Source organism: Ruegeria sp. CK3 (assembly GCF_056536565.1).
On sequence record NZ_JBQFPV010000008.1, the window covers coordinates 139,999 to 165,770 of the forward strand.

A 25,772-nucleotide genomic window follows, 5' to 3' on the forward strand; every position below is an offset into this window, starting at 1 on the left:
TCCGGCCTTGCCCCACACATTTTGCACGACCATAACAGGCGCCCTATTCGTCGAGCGAGGTTTCCCCTTAAATGCCCGTAGTTGTTGTAGAATCTCCGGCCAAAGCAAAAACAATCAATAAGTATCTCGGCCCAGACTACACGGTTCTGGCCTCCTATGGCCATGTGCGGGACCTGCCGCCCAAGGACGGATCAGTCGATACCGACCATGAATTCGAGATGAAGTGGGAGGTCGGCAACGACAGCAAAAAGCACGTCAAGGCGATTGCCGATGCGCTGAAAGAAGACAACGCCCTGATCCTCGCAACCGACCCCGATCGCGAGGGTGAAGCGATAAGTTGGCACTTGCAGGAAGCGCTGACCAAGCGGCGCTCGATCAAGAAAGATACCCCAGTTAGCCGCGTGACCTTCAACGCGATCACCAAAGAGGCCGTCACCCAGGCGATGCAGAACCCGCGCGAGGTCGACATGCCGCTGGTCGAGGCCTATCTGGCCCGCCGCGCGCTGGACTATCTGGTGGGCTTCAACCTGTCGCCGGTTCTGTGGCGTAAATTGCCCGGCGCGAAATCGGCAGGCCGCGTCCAATCTGTCTGCCTGCGGCTGATCGTCGAACGCGAGATGGAGATCGAGGCCTTTAAGCCGGTTGAATACTGGTCGGTCAAGGCCCTGTTCGAAACACCACGCGGTCAGACCTACGAGGCGCGCCTGGTCACCTATGCCGGCAAAAAGCTGGACAAGCACGATCTGAAAGACGCGACGCAGGCAGAGCTGGCTGTTCAGGCCATCACCAGCCGCGCGCTAAGCGTGACCTCGGTCGAGGCGAAACCTGCGGCACGCAACCCCAGCGCGCCCTTCATGACCTCGACCCTGCAACAGGAGGCCAGCCGCAAGTTCGGTATGGGTGCGCGGCACGCGATGCAGGTGGCGCAACGCCTCTATGAGGCGGGCTACATCACTTATATGCGAACCGACGGCATTGACATGGCCCCCGAAGCGGTGGCCGCCACCCGCGACGCCATTTCGGACCGTTTTGGCGCAGAATATGTGCCGGACAGCCCGCGCATCTACAAGAACAAGGCCAAGAACGCGCAGGAAGCGCACGAATGTATCCGCCCGACGGACATGACGCGCGATGCAAAAGAACTGAAAGTGACCGATGAAGATCAGCGCAAGCTCTACGATCTGATCTGGAAGCGCACGATTGCTTGCCAGATGGCTGCTGCACGCCTGGAACGCACAACCGTTGAAATCGGCAGCGACGACGCTCAGGTCGGCCTGCGCGCGACCGGTCAGGTGGTGTTGTTTGACGGCTTTATGCGCGTCTACGAAGAGGGCCGTGACGATGTGGCAGATGACGATGAAAAGCGCCTGCCTCAGATCATGCAGGGCGATCCGGCGCGGTTTGCCAAGGACTCTCTGATTGGCCAATTCGAAAAGGCGACCGGTGAGGCTCAGGTCACAGAAGGTGCAAAAACCGCGAAAGAAGCGATTCTGTCGGAAAACGAAGCCGTTCTGGCGCTGCAACACCACACTCAACCGCCTCCGCGCTACACCGAGGCCACATTGGTCAAGCGGATGGAGGAACTGGGGATCGGCCGTCCTTCCACTTATGCCTCGATCGTGACCACGATTCAGGACCGCGAATATGTGCGCAAAGACAAGAACCGCCTGATCCCCGAAGAAAAGGGCCGGATCGTTACGATCTTTCTGCTGAACTTCTTCCGCCAATACGTGGGCTATGAGTTCACAGCGAATCTGGAAGAAGAACTGGACGACGTCAGCGCCGGCGATCGCGACTACAAGGATTTGCTGGGCAAGTTCTGGCGCGATTTCTCGGCCGCGATTGGCGAAACGTCTGAACTGCGCATCTCGGAAGTGCTGGACAAGCTGGACGAAGCGCTGGCCCCGCAACTGTATCCGCCTCGTGAGGACGGGTCGGACCCGCGCATTTGCCCGAAATGTGGGACGGGGCAACTGCATCTCAAAACCTCTCGTACCGGCGGGTTCGTTGGCTGCGGCAACTATCCCGAATGCACCTATACTCGCCCCATCGCGGGCGAAGGGGCCGAAGGGGATGAGCGTCTTCTCGGTGAGGATGCAGGCGATGAGATCTGGCTGAAATCCGGCCGGTTCGGTCCCTATGTCCAGCGCGGAGAGCCGACGCCCGAGAACAAGAAACCCCCGCGCGCCTCTCTGCCCCGTGGGTGGAGCAAGGATGACATGGACCTGGAGAAGGCCCTGACCCTGCTGTCCCTGCCCCGCCAAATCGGTGAACACCCCGAAGGCGGTATTATCAGCTCGAACTTCGGTCGGTTCGGGCCGTATATCATGCACCAACTGCCGGAAGAGGCGAAACCAGTCTACGTCAATGTCAAAGACCCCAATGACGTGTTCGAGATCGGCATGAACCGCGCGGTCGAGATGCTGGCAGAAAAACGCGCCAATCCGGGACGTGGTCGGCGCGCGGCGGCAGCCCCCCTTAAAGAGCTGGGCGAACACCCTGATGGTGGTGCCATGCAGGTTCTTGATGGGCGCTATGGGCCTTATGTGAAGTGGGAAAAGGTCAACGCCACCATTCCCAAGGACATTAAGCCCGAAGATGTGACGCAGGAAATGGCCATCGAACTGGTCAATGAACGCGCCGCCAAGAAAGGCACGAAGAAAAAGGCAGCCCCAAAGAAGAAGGCTGCTGCCAAGAAAACAACGAAGAAAACGGCAAGCTAGGGTTGGATAGGTAGAAATACCACCAGCCCCTTGGATTCGTTGACTTCCCCCTGACGCGGCGGCACAACCTGCCCATCACCATGTCATTGGGGGAGTTTTCCATGAAGAAAATCTATGCCAATGCCTCTGACGCGCTCGACGGAGTGCTTTCGGATGGCATGATGATCGCGGCGGGCGGTTTCGGCCTGTGCGGCATCCCAGAACTGCTGCTTGAGGCGATCAAGGAATCGGGTGCTCAGAACCTGACCTTTGCGTCAAACAATGCAGGCGTCGACGAGTTCGGTATCGGCATCCTGCTGCAAACCAAGCAGGTCAAGAAAATGATCAGCTCATACGTCGGCGAAAACGCGGAATTCATGCGTCAGTACCTGGCCGGAGAGCTTGAGCTGGAATTCAATCCACAGGGCACTCTGGCCGAGCGGATGCGCGCAGGTGGCGCAGGCATCCCCGGCTTCTATACCAAAACCGGCGTGGGCACTGTGATCGCCGAGGGCAAGGAACACAAAGACTTCAACGGCGAGACCTACATTCTGGAAGAAGGCATCTTTGCCGATCTGGCCATTGTCAAAGCCTGGAAGGCCGATGACACCGGCAACCTGATCTTCCGCAAGACCGCCCGGAACTTCAACGTGCCTGCCGCGACCTGCGGCAAGATCTGCATCGCCGAAGTCGAAGAGATTGTCCCCCGCGGCTCAATGGACCCGGATGCGATCCACCTGCCGGGCATCTATGTGCATCGGATCATTCAAGGCGATCACGAAAAGCGCATTGAACAGCGCACCACCCGTAAGAAGGAGGAAGCATAATGCCTTGGGATCGAAACCAGATGGCCGCCCGTGCGGCGCAAGAGCTTGAAGACGGCATGTATGTGAACCTCGGCATCGGTATTCCGACGCTGGTGGCAAACTATGTGGGCGACAAGGACATCACCCTGCAATCCGAGAACGGCATGCTGGGCATGGGCCCTTTCCCGTTCGAAGGCGAAGAAGACCCTGACCTGATCAACGCGGGCAAGCAGACCATCACCGAGCTTTCACGTACCGCCTATTTCGACAGCGCCACCTCTTTCGCGATGATCCGGGGCGGCAAGATTGCTGCGGCGGTTCTGGGCGCGATGGAAGTAGATGAAGAAGGTGACCTTGCCAACTGGATGATTCCCGGTGTTCTGGTCAAAGGCATGGGCGGAGCGATGGATCTTGTGGCGGGTGTCGGCCGCGTGATCGTAGTGATGGATCACACCAACAAACACGGCAAATCCAAGCTGCTGAAAAAGTGCACCCTCCCGCTGACAGGGAAAAAGGTTGTGAATCGCATCATCACCAACCTCGGGGTTCTGGATGTGGTCGAAGGCGGTCTGAAGATCGTCGAGATCGCAGAAGGCGTCACCGAAGACGAGATCCGCGCCGCAACTGAGGCGAACATCGTCAACTAAACAAAGATCAGGGCCTGCTGCGACAAGCAGGCCCTAGTTCAGCGTCTGGAATACGCACCCATCCGAGGCATAGACCGGCGGCGTTGCGCAGAGAGCACGCGCGACCTGAAAAGCCGCGAGCACCTTGGGCACGTAGTCCCGCGTCTCTGCATAGGGCGGCACACCGCTGTGTTTGCGAACGGCCCCCTCACCGGCATTATACCCGGCAAGCGCCAATATCGGGTCATTGTCGAACTCACCCATCAGCCAATCCAGGTATTTGACCCCACCCGAGATATTCTGAGAGGGCTGGAAGCTGTCCTGCACGCCAAACCGCTCGGCGGTAGCTGGCATCAGCTGCATCAATCCTTGTGCCCCGGCTGAGCTGACCGCGTCGGCCCGTCCAGCTGATTCCACCGAGATGACCGCCAGCACGAGCGCAGGTGAAACATTGGTGCCAATGGTCGAGCGTAGGATATCGCGCCCTTGGTTGTTCACGATACCCTGCAGGGTCTGCAAACGGGGTGTCGAGACGCTTGTAGCGGCCAGGGCGTTGATCGCCGAATCTAGCCTACCTGGTCCGGCTTGTGCCAGTTCGGGCGAGATTTTCTCCCAAAACGCTTTATACGCGCCTTTCGGCGGCGCCTTGGACGCAACTTTGGGCGTGGTCGACGGCGGCACTTTGGCACGTTTGATGATATCGGGGACCACAAGCTCTGATCCCGTGCTCGGGGCCGAGGGTCTGGATGCATGTTCTTCGGCCGAAATCTGGATGTTGATCTTTGGCCGCTGACCCGGCTGGGGCGCCTTGATCCTTTTATAGACACCACGCGGTTCGACCTCATCGGCGCGTACAGTGTCTGGCGTGCATACCAGAAACGCCAATACGCCGGCGCATGTAACTGCGTCCCGGAGATTCATTTGCCTGCCTCATGTTTTCGTTTTGATTGATTTGAACCCCGAATCTTCGCGTAAGGCCAGAAAAACCAAGCAAATTGGGGCAGTTTCGCCTCATTTGCCGCAAATTTGCATCGCTCTGAGGGTGTCTCAAAAAACCAAGATCATTTTTAAATTTTTATTTTCAATAACTTACCAATTTGATGACCAAAAAGTTAAGCCTCGAGCAAAATTTTCCCTGTTTGGCCCAATTCCTGCCACGCACAACAGGCAAACATAGATGCATACCGAGACGATCGGGAGCGGACTGAGAGAGAAAGCTCTGAAAGACGCCGAGGTTTAGACCACTTTTTTTGATCCTTTAGGAGGGACGTAACATGATCAAGTTCATCAAGAACTTCCGCAAAGACGAAGACGGCGCAGTAACAGTTGACTGGGTTGTTCTGACCGCAGCAGTCATCGGCCTGGGCACCGTTGCTTACACCCAGATTTCGGGTGGCGCAGTTGGCCTGGCAACAGACGTCAACACCGCTCTGTCGGGCGCAACCATCAGCACCGGTACAAACAGCGGTACCGCAGGTGGTATCACCGCAGCAGGCACAAGCAACTAATTCAAGACGTTTTAGTCTTCGAAATCGAGCGTCGCGACGTCCTTCGTCGCGACGTTTTCTTTTTCCAACACTCCATTTCATTGGAAACCATTAAAGAACGCTTCAGGTGTCTTACGCACGACAAACGCGCCCTCCCTATTTCGACGCTAATGTAAAACAAGCAGAAAATGCGGCATAAAAATCACTTTTCCGCCCAACTCACGCCATTGCGGCGCAGCTACAATAGTGAAAGTTGCCGATCGGGACACCTGTGAATGTTCTCTCGCAAGGCAAAGCCATGACTCGACGGCCTTAATAGGTGTATGATGAAAAAGATACTTGGAACATTTAAGACCTCAGAAGAAGGTGCGGTCACCGTCGACTGGGTCGTTTTGACCGCGTTGATCATAGGCCTGGCAACGCTTCTTTATTTTGCAATTTCAACCGCAACCGTCGGCCTGAGCGGGAACACGAACACGGCCCTTAGCAGTTCTGTCGTCAGCACCGGCACATCGGCAGGTGGCAGTGGCGGTTTTACCACTGCTGGTACCGCAGGCGGCAACTGACCGCACCAAACACGGCAAGACGTCTAAGCCAGACAATCGCCATCAAAGGATGGCGATTTTGTTTGTTTTGTATGGCTTGTTGGGATGGTTGTTTGCAAACAGATACAGGCGTGTCCCGACCTCAAAAATCTGCACGAAAAGTCTGATTTGTCCCACATTTCGACACAATTAGCCCTTACCCATACAATGAACAAATTTGATCCTCTGGTTTTTGGAAGCAAAGCCAGACAGAAATATGAGGTGGATGTATGCGAGCGGTATTCGGACTTGTCCTTATTGTTGGGCTAGCTCTGGCTGGCGGCGCTGTCTACATGGCGCGGAACTATATCGCTGCCTATCAGGACGAACTCGCCCGTGAGCGACAAGCTGCGGCAGCAGCGTTAGAGGCAGCTGCAGCAGAAAACGCGGCTATCGAAGTGATTCCAACCGTAAGTGTCGTTGTATCAAACCGAACCCTGAAATACGGAGAGCGTCTGGTAGAAGACGACGTGCGCGTCGTTGATTGGCCAGAAAACGCGATCCCAGAAGGCAGCTTCACCGATCTGGCTGTTCTGTTCCCTGAGGCTGCTGGTAAAGACCGTTTTGTTCTTCGCACGATGGAAAAAGACGAAGCACTAATGGAAGTTAAAGTCACCCAACCCGGCGAAGGGGCAGGTCTAACGTCTCAATTGGACAAAGGCATGCGCGCTTTCGCGATTCGGGTTGACGTGGCTTCGGGCGTTTCCGGCTTCTTGCGCCCTGGGGACTTTGTCGACGTCTACTGGACCGGTTCGCGTCGCGGGACTACCGCCGAAGCGAACGGCGAGATCACTCGCTTGATTCAGCCCCGAGTTGAACTGATCGCCATTGACCAAATCGCAGGCACAGATGTAACCGGAACGACAATCGCGCGTACGATCACCGTTGCGGTCACACGTGAACAGGTTGCAGTGCTCACTCAGGCGCAGAACACAGGTCGCCTTACGCTTGCCCTTGTCGGAATCGAAGACGAAACCGTGTCATCCGAAGTTATTGAGATCGACCAACGCGCTTTGCTCGGGGTTGTCGAGGAAGAAGCTGCCCCGGTCCCAGAACGCGTAGAACAACCGGTGTGTAAAACTCGAATCCGTCGCGGCGGCAGTGACATAGCAGATGACGTAATCGCCTGCACAAACTGACGCCTATTCAGGACCTTACACCTGCTGAGCCGCGCATTAAGCGCGGCTCGTTTCATTCTTATGTTGCCAATTGCCCACATAAGGAAACTTCCGGAAACCCTTGATTATTGCAATAAATTCCGTTTTCGCGCAGAGTTTCGCCTATAGGGCATAAGACCCATAAAAACGAGGCGTGATCGGAGAGGCAGGTCACATGAAAATACGTTCCTGGATCAGCGCAACCCTGCTGGGGTTGTCGCTCGTTGTAAGCCCAGTCGGCGATGCCGCTTGGGCCGAAACTCTTCGCGTGGTGAAGAAGGGCACAGTGGAAACGCTGGAAGTACCTGTAAACCGCGCGATCGTTGTTGAAAGTGAAGAGCCGTTTGCCGAACTGAGTATCGCGAATGCCGGCATTGCTGACATCTCGTCGCTTTCAGATCGCACGATTTATGTTTTGGGTAAGGCGCCTGGTCTGACGACGCTTACTCTGTTCGATGGCGCGGGCATGCTTCTGGCCAATGTTAGGGTGCGCGTAGCCCCAGACATTACAGAGTTCAAAGAACGCCTGCGGCAGATTCTGCCTAGTGAGCAAATCGAAGTGCGCACAGCCAATGATGGAATCGTTTTGTCCGGGACAGTCTCGGGCTCAGCCAAACTTGCGCGTGCTCTGGAACTGGCGGAACGCTATGCCCCGGATCGGGTGTCAAACCTGATGTCGGTTGGCGGCGTTCAGCAAGTCATGCTGAAGGTGCGCTTTGCGGAAATGAACCGCTCGGTTGCGAAAAACCTGTCGACATCGCTTGGCTTTGGCGGCGGTGACGTTACAGCGGGTTTCAACACCCTCAACACTCAGGGTGCGTTGAGTAATGCTCTGGCAAACAACATTCCGATTTCGCAATCCAATACTGGTGCAATTCTGTTCGGTTTTGGCGCCGGATCAACACAAGTGCGACTGCTGATTGAAGCCCTTGAAACCAAGGGATTGGCACGTACTTTGGCAGAACCGAACCTGTCCGCCCTTTCGGGTCAGCAGGCGACCTTCCTCGCAGGTGGTGAAGTCCCAATTCCAGTTCCTCAGGATGACGGTGTTGTCGCCATCGAATACCGTGCGTTCGGTGTTGAAATCGATTTCATTCCGCGCGTGGTCGACGGTGATCTTATCAACCTGGAACTTGGCACAGCGGTATCGAGCATTGATGAGTCTTCGGACTTTACGATCAACGGCGACTCGGTTCCAAGCTTCATTACCCGCCAGACCTCAACAACCATTGAACTACGCGACGGTGAAAGCTTTGCGATCGCGGGCCTCATTCAGGATGACTTCGCAGATCTGAGCAATCAGGTGCCATGGTTGGGCGACGTTCCTGTTCTGGGCACCTTGTTCCGGAGCGCACAATACCAGCGTGAACAGAGTGAGTTGGTTATCATCATCACCGCGCATCTGGTCACGCCGACCCGTGGGGAAACACTTGCTTTGCCGACAGATCGAGTAAAACCCCCCAGCGAGTTTGACCTGTTTATCAACGGTCGCGTCGCTCGGACCGAGCGCGCAGGCGCAGGTGGCGCATCGGAAGTGGCCAAGCAAGATTTTGGCAGTTCCTATGGCTATATTCTGGATTGATGAGGAGGTTAGGACCAATGAAAACGTTGATACTCACCTTAGGTCTTTCGGTCGCAGTTACCGCATGTACACGCGAAGCCGGGTATGAAATTGATGCGGGTACCTTTGGCAATGCGACGCTGAATAACTCACAGGTCATGAACGGCGAACTGACATACGCTCAGATTCTGAGCCGTCGGTTCGCCTCTGAAGTGCCTAGCCAGGTGAACTTTGCCTTCAACAGCTCACAACTGGATGCATCGGCCCAGCGAATTCTGTTGCAGCAGGCGGATTGGATCAAACAATTCCCCGAAGCACGTTTTCGTGTTTATGGCCACACGGACGCAGTTGGCTCCGCCAGCTACAACAAGAGCCTTGGCTTGCGTCGGGCACAGGCTGTTGTGTCCTTCTTTGCCCAACAGGGAATCTCGCGGTCTCGACTAGAGGCGGTGGTTTCTTTCGGCAAAACGCGTCCGCTGGTTGCAACAACGAATCGCGACCGCCGGAATCGCCGGACGGTGACCGAGGTTTCGGGCTTTGTGGATCGCGTACCGCAGACGCTGGATGGCAAGTACGCCGATATCATCTACCGCGAATACGTCGAAAGCGCGACTTCGATATCAGCTATCCAAGAGGTCGAAGCCACAGGCGGCGACAGTGGTGGATAATCCCATCTGAACGGGCGACATCGTCGCCCGTTTCCCTACAATTGGTTCTTTTGCGCCAAATTCTCGCCCAACTTCCAAGCAACATTGTGAACAATAGGGTGACCTGCGGGCAAAATTGACCGCATTGGGGCGACAGCAAATCTACCCGAGCGTACACGTTCGCATGAAATGCCAAGCCCTCTCTACGAGGATTGTGTATATGAGTAGCGCGACGCCGCAAGACAACGACTCGGGAATTCTGGCCTGCACTATCAGCCGGGATGTCCAGAACTTTGATCTATTGATCGAAGACATGGAAACCATTCTGGGTGAACGTTGGGGCGATCTTGGCTTTGCCGAAGCTCTCGCGTTTTTCAGCCAACCCGAAGCGGAAACACTGGAATTCGTTGCCCTGGCCATTGATGGTGAAGATGAAGACAACCTCTCGCTGATGGGCGAAATCATCACCCAGGCAAAAGACAAGAAGATCAAAGTGGTGCTTATTGCCGAGGACGTGACCCCCGCCTCGCTACACCAGCTTCTGCGCAAAGGCGCGGATGAGTTCGTCCCCTACCCGCTTCCCGAAGGCGAACTGAGCGAAGCGATCGAGCGTATGAACAAGCCCGATCCTGTCGTTGCAGCACAAGCAGCCGCTGCCTCTCTGACCAGTGGCGAATCAAAAGAAGGCGCTCTGTTCGTTGTACAAGGTTTGGCGGGCGGCGTTGGTTCCACGACACTGGCTGTGAATCTGGCTTGGGAACTTGCCACGATCTCGGACAAGGACGCGCCTTCTGTATGTCTGATCGACCTGGATCTGCAATACGGCACGGTCTCGACCTATCTGGACCTGCCACGCCGTGAAACCGTTTTCGAGATGCTGTCCGATACAGCGTCAATGGATGATGAGGTCTTCTCGCAAGCCCTTCAAAGCTATGAAGAAAAAATGCAGGTTTTGACTGCTCCATCCGATATGGTGCCGTTGGATCTGATCACGCCCGAAGACATCCAGCGCGTGATAGATACGGCGCGCAAACATTTCGACTATGTGATCGTGGACATGCCCAAGACATTGGTTTTGTGGTCAGAAACCGTTCTTCAAGCTGCACATGTCTATTTCGCCATGATCGAGTTGGACATGCGCTCGGCTCAGAACGCATTGCGTCTGAAACGCGCCTTGCAGGCCGAAGAGCTGCCGTTCAACAAATTGCGCTTCGCCCTAAATCGGGCCCCCAAGTTCACCGATCTAAACGGCAAGGGGCGCATCAAACGTATGGGCGAAAGCCTCGGAATTTCAATCGACCTGCAATTGCCCGATGGGGGCAAGCCGGTGATGCAAAGCGGCGATCATGGCCTGCCATTGGCCAGTTCAGCCGCTAAAAACCCGCTGCGCCGCGAAATTGCAAAGCTAGCAAAATCGCTCCACAGCCTCGGCAGCAACGACGCCGAGGCCGCATAACACAACCCCAAGGGAAGAGCCGCCATGTTTTCCAGATATAAGAAAGCGTCTGATGCGCAGCCGGTCGAGACTCCGGCCAAAGCGCCCGAAGCGGCCCCTGCAGCGCCAACGGCAACAGCTGTTGCACGCAAGCCCGTTCAGAAGAAAGCTGGCGAGGTTACGAGCGCCGACCGCGACCGCAAACGGAAAGAGCGCCTGAGTGAGATCAAGATTGAACTGCACCGGGAGCTACTTGAAAACCTGAACCTCGCCGCCCTTGAAAACGCGGGTGAGGCCGAGCTTCGCACCGAGATCAGCGCTATCGCCAGCGAGGTTCTGGAAGCCAAAAGCATCGTTTTGAACCGAGACGATCGCACTCAGCTGAACAAAGAGCTTTATGACGAGGTCACAGGCCTCGGCCCGCTTGAAACCTTGCTGCGCGACGAAACGGTCAACGATATTCTAGTGAACGGCCCGCAACAGATTTTTGTCGAACGTGCGGGTAAACTGGAACTCAGCGACATTACATTCAAAGACGAAAAACACCTGATGCGGATCATCGACAAAATCGTGTCCGCTGTGGGTCGTCGTGTTGATGAATCCAACCCTTATGTTGACGCCCGTCTGGCCGATGGCTCGCGTTTCAACGCGATGGTCCCTCCGATCGCTGTTGATGGCTCGCTGGTCTCGATTCGTAAGTTCAAAAAAGACAAGCTAGGTATCGATGATCTGGTCAATTTCGGTGCGTTCACCGAAGAAATGGCCGCCTATCTTCAAGCCGCCGTTTCGACACGCCTGAATATCATCGTCTCGGGCGGTACGGGTTCCGGTAAAACCACCACTCTGAACGCGCTTTCGAGCTTTATTGACGACGCTGAACGTATCTTGACCATCGAGGATACGGCGGAACTTCAACTGCAGCAGACTCACGTTGGCCGTATGGAAAGCCGTCCGCCAAACGTTGAGGGAAAAGGTGAGGTCAGCCCCCGCGACTGTCTGAAAAACGCCCTGCGGATGCGTCCCGACCGCATCATCGTGGGTGAGACTCGTGGCGCCGAGGTGATCGACATGCTGCAGGCCATGAACACCGGCCACGACGGCTCGATGACCACAATCCACGCAAACTCGGCAAGGGATGGTATCTCGCGTCTCGAGAACATGATCGCGATGGCGGGGATCGAAATGCCGATCAAGGCGGTTCGCAGCCAGATCTCAAGCGCTGTGAACCTGATCGTGCAGGCCAGTCGTTTGCAGGATGGCTCGCGTCGCATGACCTCGATCACCGAAATTACCGGGATGGAAGGCGATGTGATTTCGATGCAAGAAATCTTTCGTTTCCAACGCGTTGGCTTGACACCCGATAACAAAATCATTGGTCATTTCACCGCCACTGGCGTGCGCAGCCACTATTCCGAGCGCTTCCGCCTGTGGGGCTTTGACCTGCCCTCGTCCATCTACGACCCAACCACAATGTAGGAGATTACGACATGCAATTGCCTATGGAGGCTCTCATCTATGTCGCCATCTTCGTGGGTGTCCTTGCCCTGGTAGAAGGCATCTATCTTGTGGCGTTCGGCAAATCCATCAGCCTGAACAGCCGGGTCAACCGTCGTCTGGACATGCTCGACAAGGGCGCGGGCCGCGAGCAAGTTCTGGAACAGCTGCGCAAGGAAATGCAGCAGCATATGAAAACGCAGAGCATCCCTCTGTATTCGCTACTTGCTGACAAGGCCCAAAAGGCTGCCATCGCGTTTACGCCAAGACAACTGATCATGATCATGGGTCTTGTTTCGGCTGCGGCTTTTGTAGCTCTGAGTATTGGTACGGCAACAGATACGGTCTTGCGCACAGCTATTTCTATTGCCATCGGCGTCGGCGCTGTTTTCATGTGGGTCAGCAGAAAAGCCAATAAACGCATGAGCATGATCGAAGAGCAGCTTCCCGACGCGGTTGAGCTGATGGTCCGCTCGCTGCGGGTCGGTAACCCTTTCGTATCTTCGGTTCAGATCGCGGCGAACGAGGTTCAGGATCCCCTTGGGACCGAACTGGGCATCATCGCCGATGAATGCGCCTATGGTCGAGATGTGGGCGAGGCGCTCAAAGACATGGCCGAGCGTTTGGACATGCAGGATTTGCGCTTTCTCGCGGTCGCAGTCGGTATTCAGCAACAGTCAGGTGGTAACCTAGCTGAAATTTTGGCCGGCCTGGCACAGGTGATCCGCGCCCGTTTCCGCTTATTCCGCAGGGTCAAGGCAATCACCGCCGAGGCGCAATGGTCCGGAAAGTTCCTGTCGGGGTTCCCAGTAGCGTGCCTCGTCTTCATTCTGGTCAAAGACCCCGGCTATTATGACGAAGTTCTGGATCACCCGTGGTTCATACCGCTGTGTTTCTTTGTCGGCATCATGCTGACACTGAACCTGATCGTCATGAAGATCATTACCAACATCAAGGTTTGAGGTCAGTTCAATGGAATTCCTAACCTCCATCAACAATGTCCTAACGCAACACCTTGGTGAGTTCGGCCCTCTGATCGTGGTCGGTGTACTTGGTTTCGTGTTGATTGCCGTAGCCGTTCTGCTGATGCTGAACCAGCCAGAAGATCCACTAAAGAAGCTGCAACGCAGCACGACGGCTCCGCGGAAAGAGAAAAAACCCAAAAAAGACCAACTGCGAAACGGCGGGCGGAATGAACAGCTCGAGAAATTCGCCACCTTTCTAGAGCCCAAAAGTGAAGAAGAACTTTCCGCTGTTCAATTGACAATGCGGCAGGCTGGCTACCAGTCGAAAGATGCCGTTCGTTTCTATCACTTTGCGCAGTTCGCGCTTGGCATACTAGGCATTTTGTTCGGAGTGCTGTGGGTAACGGTGTTCTCAGGCGGTCAGGAATTCACCGGAACTCAATTGTTGATCCGCGTTCTGATCCCCGGCGCGATTGGCTACTATATCCCCAAGTATTGGATCACACGCCGCGTTGAGGAGCGGAAACAGGCCATCACAGCGGCCTTTCCGGACACGTTGGACTTGATGTTGGTCTGTGTCGAAGCTGGCCAATCCCTGGATCAGGCTATCGTTCGAGTGGCGTCGGAAATGAAAAGCTCCTACCCCGAGATTTCTCAGGAATTCGAGGTTGTGGCATACGAGATGAAAGCCGGTAAAGACAAAGACACGGTCCTGCGTGATTTCGGAACCCGCTGCGGTGTTCAAGATGTAAGGGCGTTTGTGACCGTGATGATCCAGTCGGCGACATTCGGTACTTCCATCGCCGAAGCCCTGCGGGTTTATGCCGGTGAAATGCGTGACAAACGCGTGATGCGCGCGGAAGAAGCGGCTAACAAGTTGCCTACCAAGATGACTCTGGTCACAATGATGCTGACGGTACCGCCGTTGCTGGTTATTCTGGTCGGACCGTCTGCAGGTGTGATTGCGGAATTCGGAAAGTGAAGTAGCTTCGATGCAACCAGAAAAAGGCTGTGCCTTGCGTAGGCTTCGCCGAAGTTTTCAGGCCATCATGGTTTTCGCCATGGTGGCCTCTTGCACGGAAGGGAGCCTGTCGGATGACCTCGATGCGCCGGGCATAGATCCGACGGGACAGGCCGAAGACAACATCACCGTAGGAAACCGCCTGATGGCCGCCGGAGAATATGAGCTGGCCCTCGACAGCTTTACCCGCGCCGCGCTGGAACAGGGGATGACGCCGCAGGTTCTGACCTCATTGGGAACGGCAAATCTGGGGCTGCGTCGTTTGGGGCAGGCAGAAACCCTTCTGCGCCGCGCGGTCGAGGATGACACGGACTGGCCCATCGCCTGGAACAATTTGGGTGTCCTGCTGATGGAAACGCGACAATACCCCGAAGCGGAACAGGTGTTTCGACGGGCGTTTGCCTTGGACAATGGCGAAAGTGACGCAATCCGCGACAATCTTCGCTTAGCTATCGCAAAAATGGAAAATCCTGTTAATAATACTGACCAAGAACAAGAATATACGCTGGAGCAGCTAGGCGACGGGCAATTTTCGCTACGCAAAATCCAGTAACCGAGGCAAGAGCAGTAAAAGGACGCAAAAATGCGCCAACAATTCTTGATTCCGTCACTCGTGGTCACTGGGTTGATCCTGTCCGCCTGTGCAAAAGAAACCGAAGAGGAAAAGGTCGAACGTACATTTCAGGAAGTGAACGTCATTGACGAAACCAACCTGAACGACGTTCTTCTGACCGCAGCCGACCCCAACGAGGCGGTCACCTATTTCCATAACGCAGCCGCCAAGAACCCCGACCGGATCGATCTGCAGCGCGGGCTTGCGATTTCGCTGGGTCGCGCCAAACGCTCGACCGAAGCTGCCGCCGCGTGGAAACGCGTGACGACCATGAACGGTGCCAATGCGGCCGACCGGGTCGAATACGCGGATGCGCTGGTGCGCAATGGGGATTGGAACACAGCCCACACCGTTTTGAACTCGGTCCCGCCGACTCATGAGTCGTTCAAGCGCTACCGGCTTGAAGCCGTCGTCGCGGATTCCCGCAAGGAATGGAAACGCGCCGATCACTTCTATGAAACGGCCGTGGGCCTGACCACGCGCCCGGGTGGTGTGATGAACAACTGGGGCTATTCCAAGTTGACCCGTGGACAATATGCCGAGGCCGAACGCCTGTTCACCGAAGCCGTCCGCCAGGACAAGAGCCTGTTTACAGCCAAGAACAATCTGGTTCTGGCCCGGTCGGCGCAGGGGAATTACAGCCTACCAGTGGTGCCCATGACACAGGTTGAGCGCGCCCGGCTGTTGAACACGATGGCAATTTCCGCGGTGAAACAAGGGGATACGGCAACCGGCAAGAACCTCCTCCGCGAAGCGATTGCGACCCATCCCCAGCATTTCGATGAAGCCGTCCGCTCGCTTCGCGCACTTGAGGAAAGCTGACACATGGCAATACCGGCCTATGTGGCAGCTTGGTTTCTGCCCTTTGTGCTGCCGATCTGCTTTTACGTCGCGTTCACGGATATGCGTGAAATGAAGATCAAGAACCACGCCGTCACGGCGCTGGTTCTGGTCTATATCGTCGTTGGACTGTTTGTGCTGCCTCCGTGGTCAACGGGGCTGATCGCTGGCAAGATCGGGCCGCTCGATATCGCATTGCCGATCTATGTCTGGCAATTTCTGCACGTCTTCATCATTCTCCTTGCCGGTATCATCCTGAACGCCGCTGGAGCGATGGGCGCGGGCGATGCCAAGTTTCTGGCCGCCGCCGCTCCGTTCATCTGGTTCGCAGATGTGATTCTGCTCATGGCCATTCTGATGGCCTGTACTTTGGGGGCCGTAGCGACCCACCGTTTGGCGAAGCACACAAGGCTGCGCACGATTGCCCCACATTGGGAAAGCTGGGACAAGGGCAAAAAGTTCCCGATGGGGCTGGCCCTGTCCGGTTCGCTTGCCATGTATCTGATTCTTGGGACTGTTCTCGGATCGTAAACTATCATCTGCGCGCCTTGTCCCTGCCTTGGTCCCGCCACAAAGCTGCGCCAGATTTCACACAACTGGCCCGCTTTGGGGCCTTTGGTGTGACATCAGAACAGACGAGTCCCGCTCATGAATATGCAGACCTCCGCAGTTATGGCGCCCCCTGCCCCGAAGGGCCTGGGTGAAATGCAGCTCCCGCTGGTGATGATGCGGGACATTTTGCTGAAGACGATATTTCGCAAGAACGCCAGCACCGTGACCGAAGTGGCCGAGGCCATCTGCCTGCCCGGTTCTGTCACGCAGGAACTGATCGACATTGCGCGTGACCAAAAACTGCTTGAGGCCACAGGCACTCTGAACGCCAATAGTGGCAATGAAATGGGCTATCAGCTGACCGACGCTGGCAAGGCCCGTGCGTTGGACGCGCTCAGCCAGTCGGAGTATTTCGGTGCGATGCCCGTACCACTGGATGTGTATCGCGAGCAGGTCAAACGCCAGTCGATCCGCAATATTCAGGTTACCCGGGACCAGCTGACCAATGCGATGGGCCATCTGGTGCTGCCCGACAGCCTGCTGGATCACCTCGGCCCCGCGGTCAGTGCAGGCCGTTCGATCCTGATGTATGGCCCTCCGGGGAACGGTAAATCCTCGATCTCGAACGGTATTCGGGATGCGTTGGGTGACAATGTCTATGTCCCCTACGCTATCGAATATGCCGGTCAGGTGATCACCGTCTATGACCCGATCGTACATACCGCGATTGAGCAGGAGCCTGACGACCCCAACAGCCTGCGCCGCCGCAAGAGGTTCGATTCGCGCTATGTTCAGTGCGAACGCCCAACCGTGGTGACCGGTGGTGAACTGTCGCTCAGCATGCTGGACTTGGTCTACAACCCCACCGCGCGGACCTATCAGGCCCCGCTGCAGCTGAAATCGACCGGTGGCATCTTCATCGTGGACGACCTTGGACGACAGGCCGAACCCCCTCAGGCCCTCGTCAACCGCTGGATTGTTCCGCTGGAAGAGAACAAGGATATTCTCGGTCTGCAATCGGGTGAAAAGTTCGAAGTCCCCTTCGACACGCTGGTGATCTTCTCGACCAACTTCCACCCGAATGAGATCTTCGACCAAGCGGCCCTGCGCCGGATCTTCTTCAAGATCAAGATTGATGGCCCGAACCAAGAAAACTTCCTGAAGATCTTCGCAATGGTCGCCCGCAAACGCGGCATGCCGCTGGATGAGGCCGCGTTGGTGCATCTGTTGAAGGTGAAATACCCGACCATCGACAACATCTATGCGAACTACCAGCCGATCTTCCTGATCGACCAGATGATCTCGATCTGTGAGTTCGAGGGCATTCCGTATCAGATGAGCCCCGACCTGATCGACCGCGCCTGGGCCAACATGTTCGTCAAGGACGAGAAAATCGTCAAATAACGCCGTGCCATTTTCGGGATGACAGGGGTAGTCTGCGCATATGACGCAGATTCCCGCCCGGATCGGCACTTGGTTCAGCACCAAGGGCTGGACCATCCACCCACATCAGCAGGACATGTTCGACCGGGCGCAAGACCCGGCCACTTTGCTGATTGCGCCCACGGGCGGCGGCAAAACGATGGCGGGGTTCCTGCCCTCATTGGCGGAACTGGCGGACGGTAAGCATAGCGGGCTGCACACGATCTACGTCTCGCCCCTCAAGGCCCTTGCAGCGGACATCAAACGGAACCTGCGCACGCCCGTGGAAGAGATCGGGTTGCCCATCCGCATTGAGGACCGCACCGGCGATACCTCGGCCACGCAGAAAAAACGACAGCGCGCTGACCCGCCGCATATCCTACTCACCACACCCGAGAGTCTTGCTCTACTGACCTCATATGAGGACGCTCCGCGCATGTTTGATGGGGTGCAGCGTGTGATCGTCGATGAAATCCACGCGTTGGCCGAAAGCAAACGCGGGGATCAACTGATGCTGGCGCTGGCGCGGCTTCAGACTCTGTGCCCGAACATGCGCCGTGTGGGCTTGTCGGCCACGGTCGAGGACCCTCAAGCCATTGCCCGCTTTCTGGCCCGTCACCCCGATCAGTGTCACATCATTCAAGCCGATCCCGGCCCCGATCCCGACATCGCGATGCTGGAAACTGCAGAGATGCCGCCATGGTCGGGTGGAGGCGCGGCCTATGCGATCCCGGCGGTGCTGGACCAAATTCGCCGACACAAAACGACTCTGGTCTTCCACAACACCCGCGCGCAGGCCGAAATTTTCTTTCACAATCTGTGGCTTGCAAACGAGGACAGCCTGCCCATCGGAATCCATCACGGCAGTCTGGATCGCCAGCAACGCGAGAGGGTCGAGGCCGCCATGGTCCGAGGTGATCTGCGCGCCATCGTCTGCACCGGCTCTCTCGATTTAGGCATCGACTGGGGTGACGTTGATCTGGTCATCCAGATCGGCGCGCCCAAGAACGTCAAGCGGCTGGTGCAGCGAATCGGTCGGGCAAATCACCGCTACAACGCGCCGTCCAAAGCCTTGCTGGTCCCTGCCAATAGGTTTGAGGTGGTCGAATGCGTGGCCGCCCTTGAGGCCGCAAAAGCCCATGAACTGGACGGAGAGCCGCGCGGTGCCGGCCCCCGAGACGTGCTGTGCCAACATATCCTGATCGCAGCCTCTGCGGGGCCATTCAATGCAGATGCACTGTTTACCGAGATGACCTCGGCCGGGCCGTTCGCGCAATTGACACGGCCCGAGTTTGACGACTGCCTCGATTTCTGCGCGACCGGCGGCTATGCCCTCCGAGCCTACGACCGATGGCAACGGTTGCAGCAACGCGCCGACGGTTTGTGGCAGCTAAGGGACCCCCGCGCTGCGGCCCGGATTCGGATGAACCTCGGCACAATTCAGGACAGCGATACCCTGAAAGTCCGCCTGAAGCGCAACCGGGGCGGTAAGCCACTGGGCGAGGTGGAGGAGGCTTTTGCAGCCACTTTGACCCCCGGCGACACCTTCCTGATCGGCGGTCAGATCGTGCGCTACGAAGGCCTGCGCGAGCTCGTGGTCGAAGTCAGCCGCCGTGCCGACAAGACGCCCAAAATCGCCACTTTTGCGGGGACCAAGTTCGCCACCTCAACGCAGCTGAGCGACCGTATCCTGCGCATGTTCGCGCAGACCGACTGGCCTCAGCTGCCGCAACACACGGCCGACTGGTTGAAGTTGCAGCGGCATGTCTCTCGCCTGCCCCAACGCAACCGCCTGCTGGTCGAGAGCTTTCCCAGCGACGGGCGCGAGCATATTTGTGTCTACGGCTTCGCCGGACGCAATGCGCAACAAACCTTGGGCCTACTCCTCACCAAACGCATGGAGGAAACAGGCCTTGCCCCTCTCGGATTTGTTGCGACCGACTACGCGACCCTGATCTGGGGCTTGGATGCAGTGACCGATCCGACGCCTCTGTTTCGGATCGATGCGCTGCGCGGCGGGTTGGACACATGGCTGGCTGGGAATGCCGTCATGAAGCGCACCTTTCGCGCCTCGGCCACCATCGCGGGCCTGATCGAGCGCAACACCGGCGGGCAACGCAAAAGCGGGCGGCAAGCCACGTTTTCGTCAGATATCCTGTACGACACGCTGCTGAAATACGACCCTAACCACCTTTTGATGCAGATCACCCGAGAAGAAGCGATGCGCGGCCTCGTCGATTTTGGCCGGATCGAGGCTATGGTGGAACGGATTGGCGACCGCATTGATCTGGTTCGGCTGGACCGAGTATCGCCTCTGGCCGCGCCCTTGTTCCTTGAAGTTGGCAAAGTTCCGGTCAAAGGGGCCGCCGAAGAACGCTTGCTGGCAGAAGAAAGCGCGCGATTGCTGCAGGCGGCTGGGCTGGATACGCTCTGATCCACCTTGCGCAGGCGCGCAAAACGCGCGAAGAACGTTCCATGAACAAGGTTGAATTTTCCTTTGCAGGGCAAAACCTGAGCGCCCTAACCTCAGGCGCATTGTGGTGGCCCGAGCGGCAATTGCTGTGCGTCTCCGACCTACATCTTGGCAAGTCCGAACGCATGGCCCGGCGCGGTGGCGCGGTCCTACCGCCCTATGACAGTCAGGACACGTTGGACAGGTTGGCCAACGATTTGGAGCGTACGGGCGCCGCGACCGTGATCTGCTTGGGGGACAGCTTTGATGATCTGGATGCCTCCCTGTCGCTGCCCGGCCCCGAGAGGCTGCGTATTGCAACCCTGCAAGCCGGGCGTCGCTGGATCTGGATCGAGGGCAATCACGACCCCGGCCCGGTAGAGCTCGGCGGCGCGCATTTGGCCGAGTGGACCTGCGACGCGCTCACCTTTCGCCATATCGCGCAGTCCGAGGCAAAAGGCGAGATTTCGGGTCACTATCACCCAAAGGCCACGCTGCGCGCGCGTGGCCGCAGCATTACACGCCCGGCTTTTCTGTTCGATTCAAATCGTCTGATCCTGCCAGCCTTTGGCACCTACACAGGCGGGTTGCGCAGCTCGGATCAGGTTCTGACCGATTTGATGGAGCCAAAGGCGCTGGCAATCCTGACGGGTTCTAAACCGCAGATGATCCCGATGCCTCGCTAAGAAGGTCGAGCGTCGTGCAGCGCCTCAGATCAGGCCGTCCTCTTCCAGCATCGGCCGGTACTTACGGCTGACCGGAACAAGATTGCCATTAACGAGACGCAGGAAGACCTTGCCCCCGGACCGCTCAACACCCGCCACGGCCTCATCGCACACCCAATGCGACCGGTGCGAGCAATGGCCCGCAACAGGCTCCATCTCCTCTATGGCATCGGTAAAGCGTGAGCGGATCGTAAAAGTCCCCTCGGATGTAACGACGTCTACATTGTGGTCGCGCACGGTCAGACGGTAGAACTCACCGTGAAAACTCTCGGGCAAACGGCGCGCGAGCCGGGGCATAGTCTTTGGCTCAGGCTCGGCTTCGACCTTGCCATCGTGCCATTCGGCCCGACGCACCAGCAACAGGCCTGTCGCAAACAATATCCCGTAACTGGCAACAGTCACCATCTCAGGCGCCATATGACCACCCCAAGTGAACAGCAACCATGCCAAAAGCCAGAGGGTCGGAGTGAACATCGCAAGAATCACAACCGCATATGCCAGGTCGCGCGCGGGCAGTTGCTCCAGTATCTGATGTCGTTCAATCACATTCCGCGCGGCCCAAATGGCGGCCAAAGCCAAAACCAAAACGCCGAACCAGAACAGCAAACGCAGGGGAAAAGGCAAATCCGCAGCCAAAAAAGGTGGAAATACGTAGGCCAGCAAAGGCAAGAAAACGACGCCAGCGACCACCCGCTGTGGGGTACAATGAGAACGCAATCGCGCGAGGTTTAACTTCATACTTACAGAACAGCGGCCCAAGACCCAGTCAGGACATCTTGGACGGTCACGATGTTTACTCGGCAACTGACTGGGAAATAACGGATATCATGAATTGTGATCCTGTAAAACACAATTCATGCATAGGTTTGGGCGCAGGCCGCTGATCCGGCCGGCGTCTCGTCAGGGTCGGACCGCACAGAACGGTCCGACGAAGTCGTGGATCAGGCTGTCAGGCCTTCGGGCTCTGGCAGGCCGTTGGCGCGGCAGCACGCGGTCAGAGTGTTGGCCAGCAGGCAGGCGATGGTCATCGGACCCACTCCACCCGGAACCGGAGTGATCTCGCCCGCACGCTCAGCGGCACTGGCGTAGTCGACATCACCGACCAGCTTGTTCTTGCCGTCGCGCTCGATGCGGTTGATGCCCACGTCGATCACGGTCGCGCCTTCTTTGATCCAGTCACCCGGAACCATCTCAGGGCGGCCTACAGCTGCGACAACGATGTCAGCGCGGCGCACGACGTCCGGCAAGTCCTTGGTGCGCGAATGCGCGATGGTTACGGTGCAGCTGTCACCCAGCAGCAGTTGAGCCATCGGCTTGCCCACGATATTCGAGCGGCCAATCACAACCGCATCCATACCCGACAGCGAACCGTGATAGTCGCGCAGCATCATCAGGCAGCCTAGGGGGGTGCAGGGAACCATCGACTTCTGACCGGTACCCAGCAGGCCCACATTCGAGATGTGGAAGCCATCAACGTCCTTGGCCGGATCGATCGAGTTGATCACCAGGTCTTCGTTCAGGTGCTTGGGCAGAGGCAGCTGCACCAGAATACCGTGAACCGCAGGATCGTTGTTCAGCTTGTCGATCAGCGCCAAAAGGTCCTCTTCCGAGGTTTCTGCGTCCAGCTTGTGCTCGTAGGAGTTCATGCCGACCTCAACGGTCTGTTTACCCTTTGAGCGCACATAAACCTGGCTTGCAGGGTCTTCGCCCACCAGAACCACTGCCAGACCGGGCGTGATGCCGTTTTCTTCTTTCAGCTTTGCAACCTGATCGGCCACTTGCGCGCGCACTTTCGCCGCAAAGGCTTTGCCGTCGATAACCTGGGCTACCATCCTGTGATCCCTTCTTTCCAAAAACGGATCGGGCGCAGAGCGCCCGGGTGTTCAGTCAGGGCCAATCACGCGCTCTTCGCGGGCAATCGACCAGTCAATCAAAATGCGCCAGAGCTTTTCAGCCAGATCCGGGTCCATCCCCAACTGATCCGAGCTTGCGCGCACACGTTGCACCACCTCTTCGACACGGTCCGGGATGCGGGCCGGAAGGCCTTCGCCTGGCTTCAACTGCGAGGCGCGATCAATGTATTCCGCGCGCGTCACCAACATCTCGATCAGTTGGCGGTCCAGCTTGTCGATCTGAACGCGCAAGTCCTGCATCGTCTCACAGTCTTGCGGCGGTGTCAGAGTGGGCATCGTGATCTCCTCATGGCCCGGGGTGTAATCCCCGGACCACGAGATGGTTCAAAAATCGGCTTAGAACAAGCCCTCAATCTGACCTTCTTCGTTGAGACGGATTGTCTCAGCGGCAGGTTTGCGCGGCAGACCCGGCATGGTCATGATCTCACCGCAGACAACCACGATGAAGCCAGCACCAGCGGACAGGCGAACTTCACGTACCGGAACCGAGTGGCCAGTAGGCGCGCCACGCAGGGTCGGGTCGGTCGAGAACGAGTACTGGGTTTTTGCCATGCAGACCGGCAGGTTGCCATATCCGGCGGCTTCCCATTCCTTCAGCTGGTTGCGGATCTTATTGTCTGCCAGAACCTCGTCCGCACGGTAGATGCGCTTGGCGATGGTTTCGACTTTCTCGAACAGAGGCATGTCGTCAGGGTAGATCGGCGAGAAGTTCGCGGTGCCACCTTCAACGATTTCAACAACTTTCTCAGCCAGAGGCGCCGAGCCTTCGGAGCCCAGTTCCCAGTGACGCGACAGAACCGCTTCTACACCGTGATCGGCGCAGTAGCTCTTTACCGCTTCAACTTCGGCGTCGGTGTCGGTGACGAAGTGGTTGATGGCGACAACAACCGGCACACCGAAGGACTTCACGTTCTCGATGTGACGGCCGAGGTTGGCACAACCAGACCGAACCGCGTCGACGTTTTCGGCACCCAGATCGGCTTTGGCAACGCCGCCGTTCATCTTCATCGCGCGCACGGTGGCAACCAGAACAACGGCCGACGGTGCGATGCCGGCTTTGCGGCACTTAATGTTCATGAACTTTTCGGCACCCAGGTCGGCGCCAAAGCCCGCTTCGGTCACGACGTAGTCAGCAACTTTCAGAGCGGTTTTGGTCGCGATGACCGAGTTACAGCCGTGTGCGATATTCGCGAACGGGCCGCCGTGGACGAAGGCCGGGTTGTTTTCCAGCGTCTGCACTAGGTTCGGCTGCATTGCGTCCTTCAGCAGAACGGTCATTGCGCCTTCTGCCTTGATGTCGCGACAGTAAACCGGGGTCTTGTCGCGGCGGTACGCAACGATGATGTCGCCCAGACGCTTTTCCAGGTCTTTCAGGTCGTTTGCCAGGCACAGGATCGCCATAACTTCGGACGCAACGGTGATGTCAAAGCCTGCTTCACGCGGGAAGCCGTTCGACACGCCACCCAGCGAGGCAGTGATCTGACGCAGAGCGCGGTCGTTCATGTCGACCACACGGCGCCATGCGACGCGACGGACGTCGATTTCAGCTTCGTTGCCCCAGTAGATGTGGTTGTCGATCATCGCAGACAGCAGCGAGTGCGCCGAAGTGATCGCGTGGAAGTCACCTGTGAAGTGCAGGTTCATCTCTTCCATCGGAACAACCTGCGCGTAACCGCCACCAGCAGCGCCGCCCTTCATGCCGAAGTTCGGGCCAAGCGAAGCTTCACGGATACAGATCATCGCGTTTTTGCCGATGCGGTTCAGGCCATCGCCTAGACCCACGGTGGTGGTCGTCTTGCCTTCACCCGCAGGGGTCGGGTTGATCGCGGTGACCAGGATCAGCTTGCCATCTTCACGGTCTTGAACCGAGTTGATGAAGTCCTGGCTGACCTTCGCTTTGTCGTGGCCGTAAGGCAGCAGATCGGCAGATTCGATACCGATCTTTGCGCCGATTTCCTGAATCGGCTTCTTGTTCGCTTCGCGCGCGATTTCGATGTCAGATTTGTAGCTCATTGGGCAGGGTCCCTGATTGAATGCCGTGCAAAACCGACGCGGCGCGTCGGTGCTGTCAAACCCATACAGTTGCATACCCAAGCAGTGGCTAAAGATTCCGACATATTCGTGCCGCGAAACGGCGTCGCTCAATTTCAAGCGTTTCCAATCGGAAACGAATGAGCGCTATGGCTGCCAGAGCGGCTGATCGGGAACAAACAGCTTCAAACGATCGCCGATATGCAGAGCTCCGGGCCGTTCGACCCATCCCGTGATCCCCCGCCGCCCCTGCGCGGCCGGTTTGAAGGCGGCACCGTAGCCGCTGTGATCCACCTCGATCTCACGTCCGGGTAGGACACAAGGTGCGTTTTCCAAATCGACGGTAATCGTCAAATCCGCCTCGGACCGAAGGCGCGAAGACGGCGGGATATGGGAAAAATCAGGGATGCCCTTCAACACGATTGAAGCTCCCAGGTAAGTCGGATCAAGATGGTCCAGCTCCATCGCGGCGGCAATCTCCGACAGCTCCTCGGCTGACAGAACCGACACCTGACGGACATTCCGAATCTCGATTCCTTTCGGGTAGACATTGCTGACACGCACGCATGAAGCACGGTTGAGCCCCTCGTGCCGTTCGCCCTGCACCCCGACAAAGCCAAATTCCAACGTCTCAACGGGCTCAGCGCGCAGCGACTGACCGGCCGGGACGCGCCCCAACCAGACGACCTCGGCAGAGTATTCGGTTTCACGCAGGAACGCCATGGGGTTTTCCTTCTTC

At 57.2% G+C, this 25,772-nt stretch carries 24 protein-coding genes; 18 read left to right on the forward strand and 6 right to left on the reverse strand.

The genetic code is table 11. The features are described 5' to 3' along the window. The first annotated feature begins 71 nt into the window (after window positions 1-71). The 3 genes from topA to ACR0C3_RS13480 all read left to right on the forward strand — a co-directional run bounded on the left by topA (window position 72) and on the right by ACR0C3_RS13480 (window position 4,155). Window positions 72-2,723: a type I DNA topoisomerase gene (gene topA, locus ACR0C3_RS13470; RefSeq protein ID WP_480758899.1), complete on the forward strand. Its 2,652-nt coding sequence runs from the start codon at window positions 72-74 to the stop codon at window positions 2,721-2,723. 101 nt (window positions 2,724-2,824) lie between these two features. Then, entirely contained in the window at window positions 2,825-3,529 is a 705-nt protein-coding gene (locus ACR0C3_RS13475) for a CoA transferase subunit A (RefSeq protein WP_480758900.1), read from the forward strand. Then, on the forward strand, window positions 3,529-4,155 hold the full coding sequence (locus ACR0C3_RS13480; protein WP_170554670.1) for a CoA transferase subunit B: 627 nt from the start codon (window positions 3,529-3,531) through the stop codon (window positions 4,153-4,155). Before ACR0C3_RS13475 ends, ACR0C3_RS13480 begins: the two co-directional genes overlap by 1 nt. Window positions 4,156-4,188: 33 nt before the next feature. Here the strand turns inward: ACR0C3_RS13480 and ACR0C3_RS13485 are convergent, their stop codons facing one another. Beyond that, complete coding sequence (locus ACR0C3_RS13485; protein ID WP_170377853.1) at window positions 4,189-5,055, reverse strand: lytic transglycosylase domain-containing protein; 867 nt, start codon at window positions 5,053-5,055, stop codon at window positions 4,189-4,191. Between the two features lie 353 nt (window positions 5,056-5,408). Here ACR0C3_RS13485 and ACR0C3_RS13490 point away from each other — a divergent pair, with 353 nt between their 5' ends. From ACR0C3_RS13490 to pdeM, 15 genes are all read left to right on the forward strand, one after another. Next, window positions 5,409-5,642 (forward strand): hypothetical protein, encoded by a 234-nt coding sequence (locus tag ACR0C3_RS13490; RefSeq protein ID WP_170377851.1) that lies wholly within the window; start codon window positions 5,409-5,411, stop codon window positions 5,640-5,642. 305 nt (window positions 5,643-5,947) lie between these two features. After that, complete coding sequence (locus ACR0C3_RS13495; protein WP_170378134.1) at window positions 5,948-6,187, forward strand: pilus assembly protein; 240 nt, start codon at window positions 5,948-5,950, stop codon at window positions 6,185-6,187. A 248-nt stretch (window positions 6,188-6,435) separates the two neighbouring features. Further along, complete coding sequence (gene cpaB, locus ACR0C3_RS13500; protein ID WP_170719414.1) at window positions 6,436-7,344, forward strand: Flp pilus assembly protein CpaB; 909 nt, start codon at window positions 6,436-6,438, stop codon at window positions 7,342-7,344. A gap of 193 nt (window positions 7,345-7,537) precedes the next feature. After that, entirely contained in the window at window positions 7,538-8,944 is a 1,407-nt protein-coding gene (locus ACR0C3_RS13505; RefSeq protein WP_170377847.1) for a type II and III secretion system protein family protein, read from the forward strand. Window positions 8,945-8,961: 17 nt separating this feature from the next. After that, window positions 8,962-9,591, forward strand: a complete 630-nt coding sequence (locus ACR0C3_RS13510) for an OmpA family protein (RefSeq protein ID WP_170377845.1) — start codon at window positions 8,962-8,964, stop codon at window positions 9,589-9,591. 199 nt (window positions 9,592-9,790) lie between these two features. Beyond that, on the forward strand, window positions 9,791-11,026 hold the full coding sequence (locus ACR0C3_RS13515; protein WP_170691136.1) for an AAA family ATPase: 1,236 nt from the start codon (window positions 9,791-9,793) through the stop codon (window positions 11,024-11,026). Window positions 11,027-11,050: 24 nt separating this feature from the next. Further along, window positions 11,051-12,481, forward strand: a complete 1,431-nt coding sequence (locus ACR0C3_RS13520) for a TadA family conjugal transfer-associated ATPase (RefSeq protein WP_170377841.1) — start codon at window positions 11,051-11,053, stop codon at window positions 12,479-12,481. 11 nt (window positions 12,482-12,492) lie between these two features. Continuing rightward, entirely contained in the window at window positions 12,493-13,461 is a 969-nt protein-coding gene (locus tag ACR0C3_RS13525; RefSeq protein WP_170377839.1) for a type II secretion system F family protein, read from the forward strand. A gap of 10 nt (window positions 13,462-13,471) precedes the next feature. Continuing rightward, window positions 13,472-14,446 (forward strand): type II secretion system F family protein, encoded by a 975-nt coding sequence (locus ACR0C3_RS13530; RefSeq protein ID WP_170691135.1) that lies wholly within the window; start codon window positions 13,472-13,474, stop codon window positions 14,444-14,446. Between the two features lie 67 nt (window positions 14,447-14,513). Continuing rightward, window positions 14,514-15,038, forward strand: a complete 525-nt coding sequence (locus ACR0C3_RS13535) for a tetratricopeptide repeat protein (protein WP_170472275.1) — start codon at window positions 14,514-14,516, stop codon at window positions 15,036-15,038. Between the two features lie 30 nt (window positions 15,039-15,068). Further along, window positions 15,069-15,920, forward strand: a complete 852-nt coding sequence (locus ACR0C3_RS13540) for a tetratricopeptide repeat protein (RefSeq protein ID WP_170471977.1) — start codon at window positions 15,069-15,071, stop codon at window positions 15,918-15,920. A 3-nt stretch (window positions 15,921-15,923) separates the two neighbouring features. Next, window positions 15,924-16,469 (forward strand): prepilin peptidase, encoded by a 546-nt coding sequence (locus ACR0C3_RS13545; RefSeq protein ID WP_480758903.1) that lies wholly within the window; start codon window positions 15,924-15,926, stop codon window positions 16,467-16,469. A 117-nt stretch (window positions 16,470-16,586) separates the two neighbouring features. Further along, window positions 16,587-17,894 (forward strand): ATPase, encoded by a 1,308-nt coding sequence (locus ACR0C3_RS13550; protein ID WP_170377831.1) that lies wholly within the window; start codon window positions 16,587-16,589, stop codon window positions 17,892-17,894. 40 nt (window positions 17,895-17,934) lie between these two features. Next, window positions 17,935-20,346, forward strand: a complete 2,412-nt coding sequence (locus tag ACR0C3_RS13555; RefSeq protein WP_480758904.1) for a ligase-associated DNA damage response DEXH box helicase — start codon at window positions 17,935-17,937, stop codon at window positions 20,344-20,346. A 41-nt stretch (window positions 20,347-20,387) separates the two neighbouring features. Then, a complete protein-coding gene (pdeM, locus tag ACR0C3_RS13560; protein WP_480758905.1) occupies window positions 20,388-21,050 on the forward strand; it encodes a ligase-associated DNA damage response endonuclease PdeM in 663 nt (220 codons plus the stop codon). Window positions 21,051-21,074: 24 nt separating this feature from the next. On the opposite strand, the gene ACR0C3_RS13565 is transcribed toward pdeM, so the two are convergent. The 5 genes from ACR0C3_RS13565 to ACR0C3_RS13585 all read right to left on the reverse strand — a co-directional run bounded on the left by ACR0C3_RS13565 (window position 21,075) and on the right by ACR0C3_RS13585 (window position 25,756). After that, the gene (locus tag ACR0C3_RS13565; RefSeq protein ID WP_480758907.1) at window positions 21,075-21,713 is read right to left on the reverse strand and encodes a LytTR family DNA-binding domain-containing protein; all 639 of its coding nucleotides are present in this window, start codon (window positions 21,711-21,713) and stop codon (window positions 21,075-21,077) included. A 317-nt stretch (window positions 21,714-22,030) separates the two neighbouring features. Next, window positions 22,031-22,921, reverse strand: a complete 891-nt coding sequence (gene folD, locus ACR0C3_RS13570) for a bifunctional methylenetetrahydrofolate dehydrogenase/methenyltetrahydrofolate cyclohydrolase FolD (RefSeq protein WP_480758908.1) — start codon at window positions 22,919-22,921, stop codon at window positions 22,031-22,033. 51 nt (window positions 22,922-22,972) lie between these two features. Beyond that, window positions 22,973-23,278, reverse strand: coding sequence for a chorismate mutase (locus tag ACR0C3_RS13575; RefSeq protein ID WP_170377821.1), 306 nt, complete (start codon window positions 23,276-23,278; stop codon window positions 22,973-22,975). 60 nt (window positions 23,279-23,338) lie between these two features. Then, on the reverse strand, window positions 23,339-25,015 hold the full coding sequence (locus ACR0C3_RS13580) for a formate--tetrahydrofolate ligase (RefSeq protein ID WP_480758909.1): 1,677 nt from the start codon (window positions 25,013-25,015) through the stop codon (window positions 23,339-23,341). Window positions 25,016-25,180: 165 nt separating this feature from the next. Next, window positions 25,181-25,756: an MOSC domain-containing protein gene (locus ACR0C3_RS13585; RefSeq protein WP_480759074.1), complete on the reverse strand. Its 576-nt coding sequence runs from the start codon at window positions 25,754-25,756 to the stop codon at window positions 25,181-25,183. Window positions 25,757-25,772: the final 16 nt, after the last annotated feature.

Coding starts and splice junctions, on each gene's coding strand:
- topA (WP_480758899.1), top strand. CDS start 72: ATGCCCGTAGTTGTTGTAGAATCTCCGGCCAAAGCAAAAACAATCAAT.
- ACR0C3_RS13475 (WP_480758900.1), top strand. CDS start 2,825: ATGAAGAAAATCTATGCCAATGCCTCTGACGCGCTCGACGGAGTGCTT.
- ACR0C3_RS13480 (WP_170554670.1), top strand. CDS start 3,529: ATGCCTTGGGATCGAAACCAGATGGCCGCCCGTGCGGCGCAAGAGCTT.
- ACR0C3_RS13485 (WP_170377853.1), bottom strand. CDS start 5,055: ATGAATCTCCGGGACGCAGTTACATGCGCCGGCGTATTGGCGTTTCTG.
- ACR0C3_RS13490 (WP_170377851.1), top strand. CDS start 5,409: ATGATCAAGTTCATCAAGAACTTCCGCAAAGACGAAGACGGCGCAGTA.
- ACR0C3_RS13495 (WP_170378134.1), top strand. CDS start 5,948: ATGAAAAAGATACTTGGAACATTTAAGACCTCAGAAGAAGGTGCGGTC.
- cpaB (WP_170719414.1), top strand. CDS start 6,436: ATGCGAGCGGTATTCGGACTTGTCCTTATTGTTGGGCTAGCTCTGGCT.
- ACR0C3_RS13505 (WP_170377847.1), top strand. CDS start 7,538: ATGAAAATACGTTCCTGGATCAGCGCAACCCTGCTGGGGTTGTCGCTC.
- ACR0C3_RS13510 (WP_170377845.1), top strand. CDS start 8,962: ATGAAAACGTTGATACTCACCTTAGGTCTTTCGGTCGCAGTTACCGCA.
- ACR0C3_RS13515 (WP_170691136.1), top strand. CDS start 9,791: ATGAGTAGCGCGACGCCGCAAGACAACGACTCGGGAATTCTGGCCTGC.
- ACR0C3_RS13520 (WP_170377841.1), top strand. CDS start 11,051: ATGTTTTCCAGATATAAGAAAGCGTCTGATGCGCAGCCGGTCGAGACT.
- ACR0C3_RS13525 (WP_170377839.1), top strand. CDS start 12,493: ATGCAATTGCCTATGGAGGCTCTCATCTATGTCGCCATCTTCGTGGGT.
- ACR0C3_RS13530 (WP_170691135.1), top strand. CDS start 13,472: ATGGAATTCCTAACCTCCATCAACAATGTCCTAACGCAACACCTTGGT.
- ACR0C3_RS13535 (WP_170472275.1), top strand. CDS start 14,514: ATGGTTTTCGCCATGGTGGCCTCTTGCACGGAAGGGAGCCTGTCGGAT.
- ACR0C3_RS13540 (WP_170471977.1), top strand. CDS start 15,069: ATGCGCCAACAATTCTTGATTCCGTCACTCGTGGTCACTGGGTTGATC.
- ACR0C3_RS13545 (WP_480758903.1), top strand. CDS start 15,924: ATGGCAATACCGGCCTATGTGGCAGCTTGGTTTCTGCCCTTTGTGCTG.
- ACR0C3_RS13550 (WP_170377831.1), top strand. CDS start 16,587: ATGAATATGCAGACCTCCGCAGTTATGGCGCCCCCTGCCCCGAAGGGC.
- ACR0C3_RS13555 (WP_480758904.1), top strand. CDS start 17,935: ATGACGCAGATTCCCGCCCGGATCGGCACTTGGTTCAGCACCAAGGGC.
- pdeM (WP_480758905.1), top strand. CDS start 20,388: ATGAACAAGGTTGAATTTTCCTTTGCAGGGCAAAACCTGAGCGCCCTA.
- folD (WP_480758908.1), bottom strand. CDS start 22,921: ATGGTAGCCCAGGTTATCGACGGCAAAGCCTTTGCGGCGAAAGTGCGC.
- ACR0C3_RS13575 (WP_170377821.1), bottom strand. CDS start 23,278: ATGCCCACTCTGACACCGCCGCAAGACTGTGAGACGATGCAGGACTTG.
- ACR0C3_RS13580 (WP_480758909.1), bottom strand. CDS start 25,015: ATGAGCTACAAATCTGACATCGAAATCGCGCGCGAAGCGAACAAGAAG.
- ACR0C3_RS13585 (WP_480759074.1), bottom strand. CDS start 25,756: ATGGCGTTCCTGCGTGAAACCGAATACTCTGCCGAGGTCGTCTGGTTG.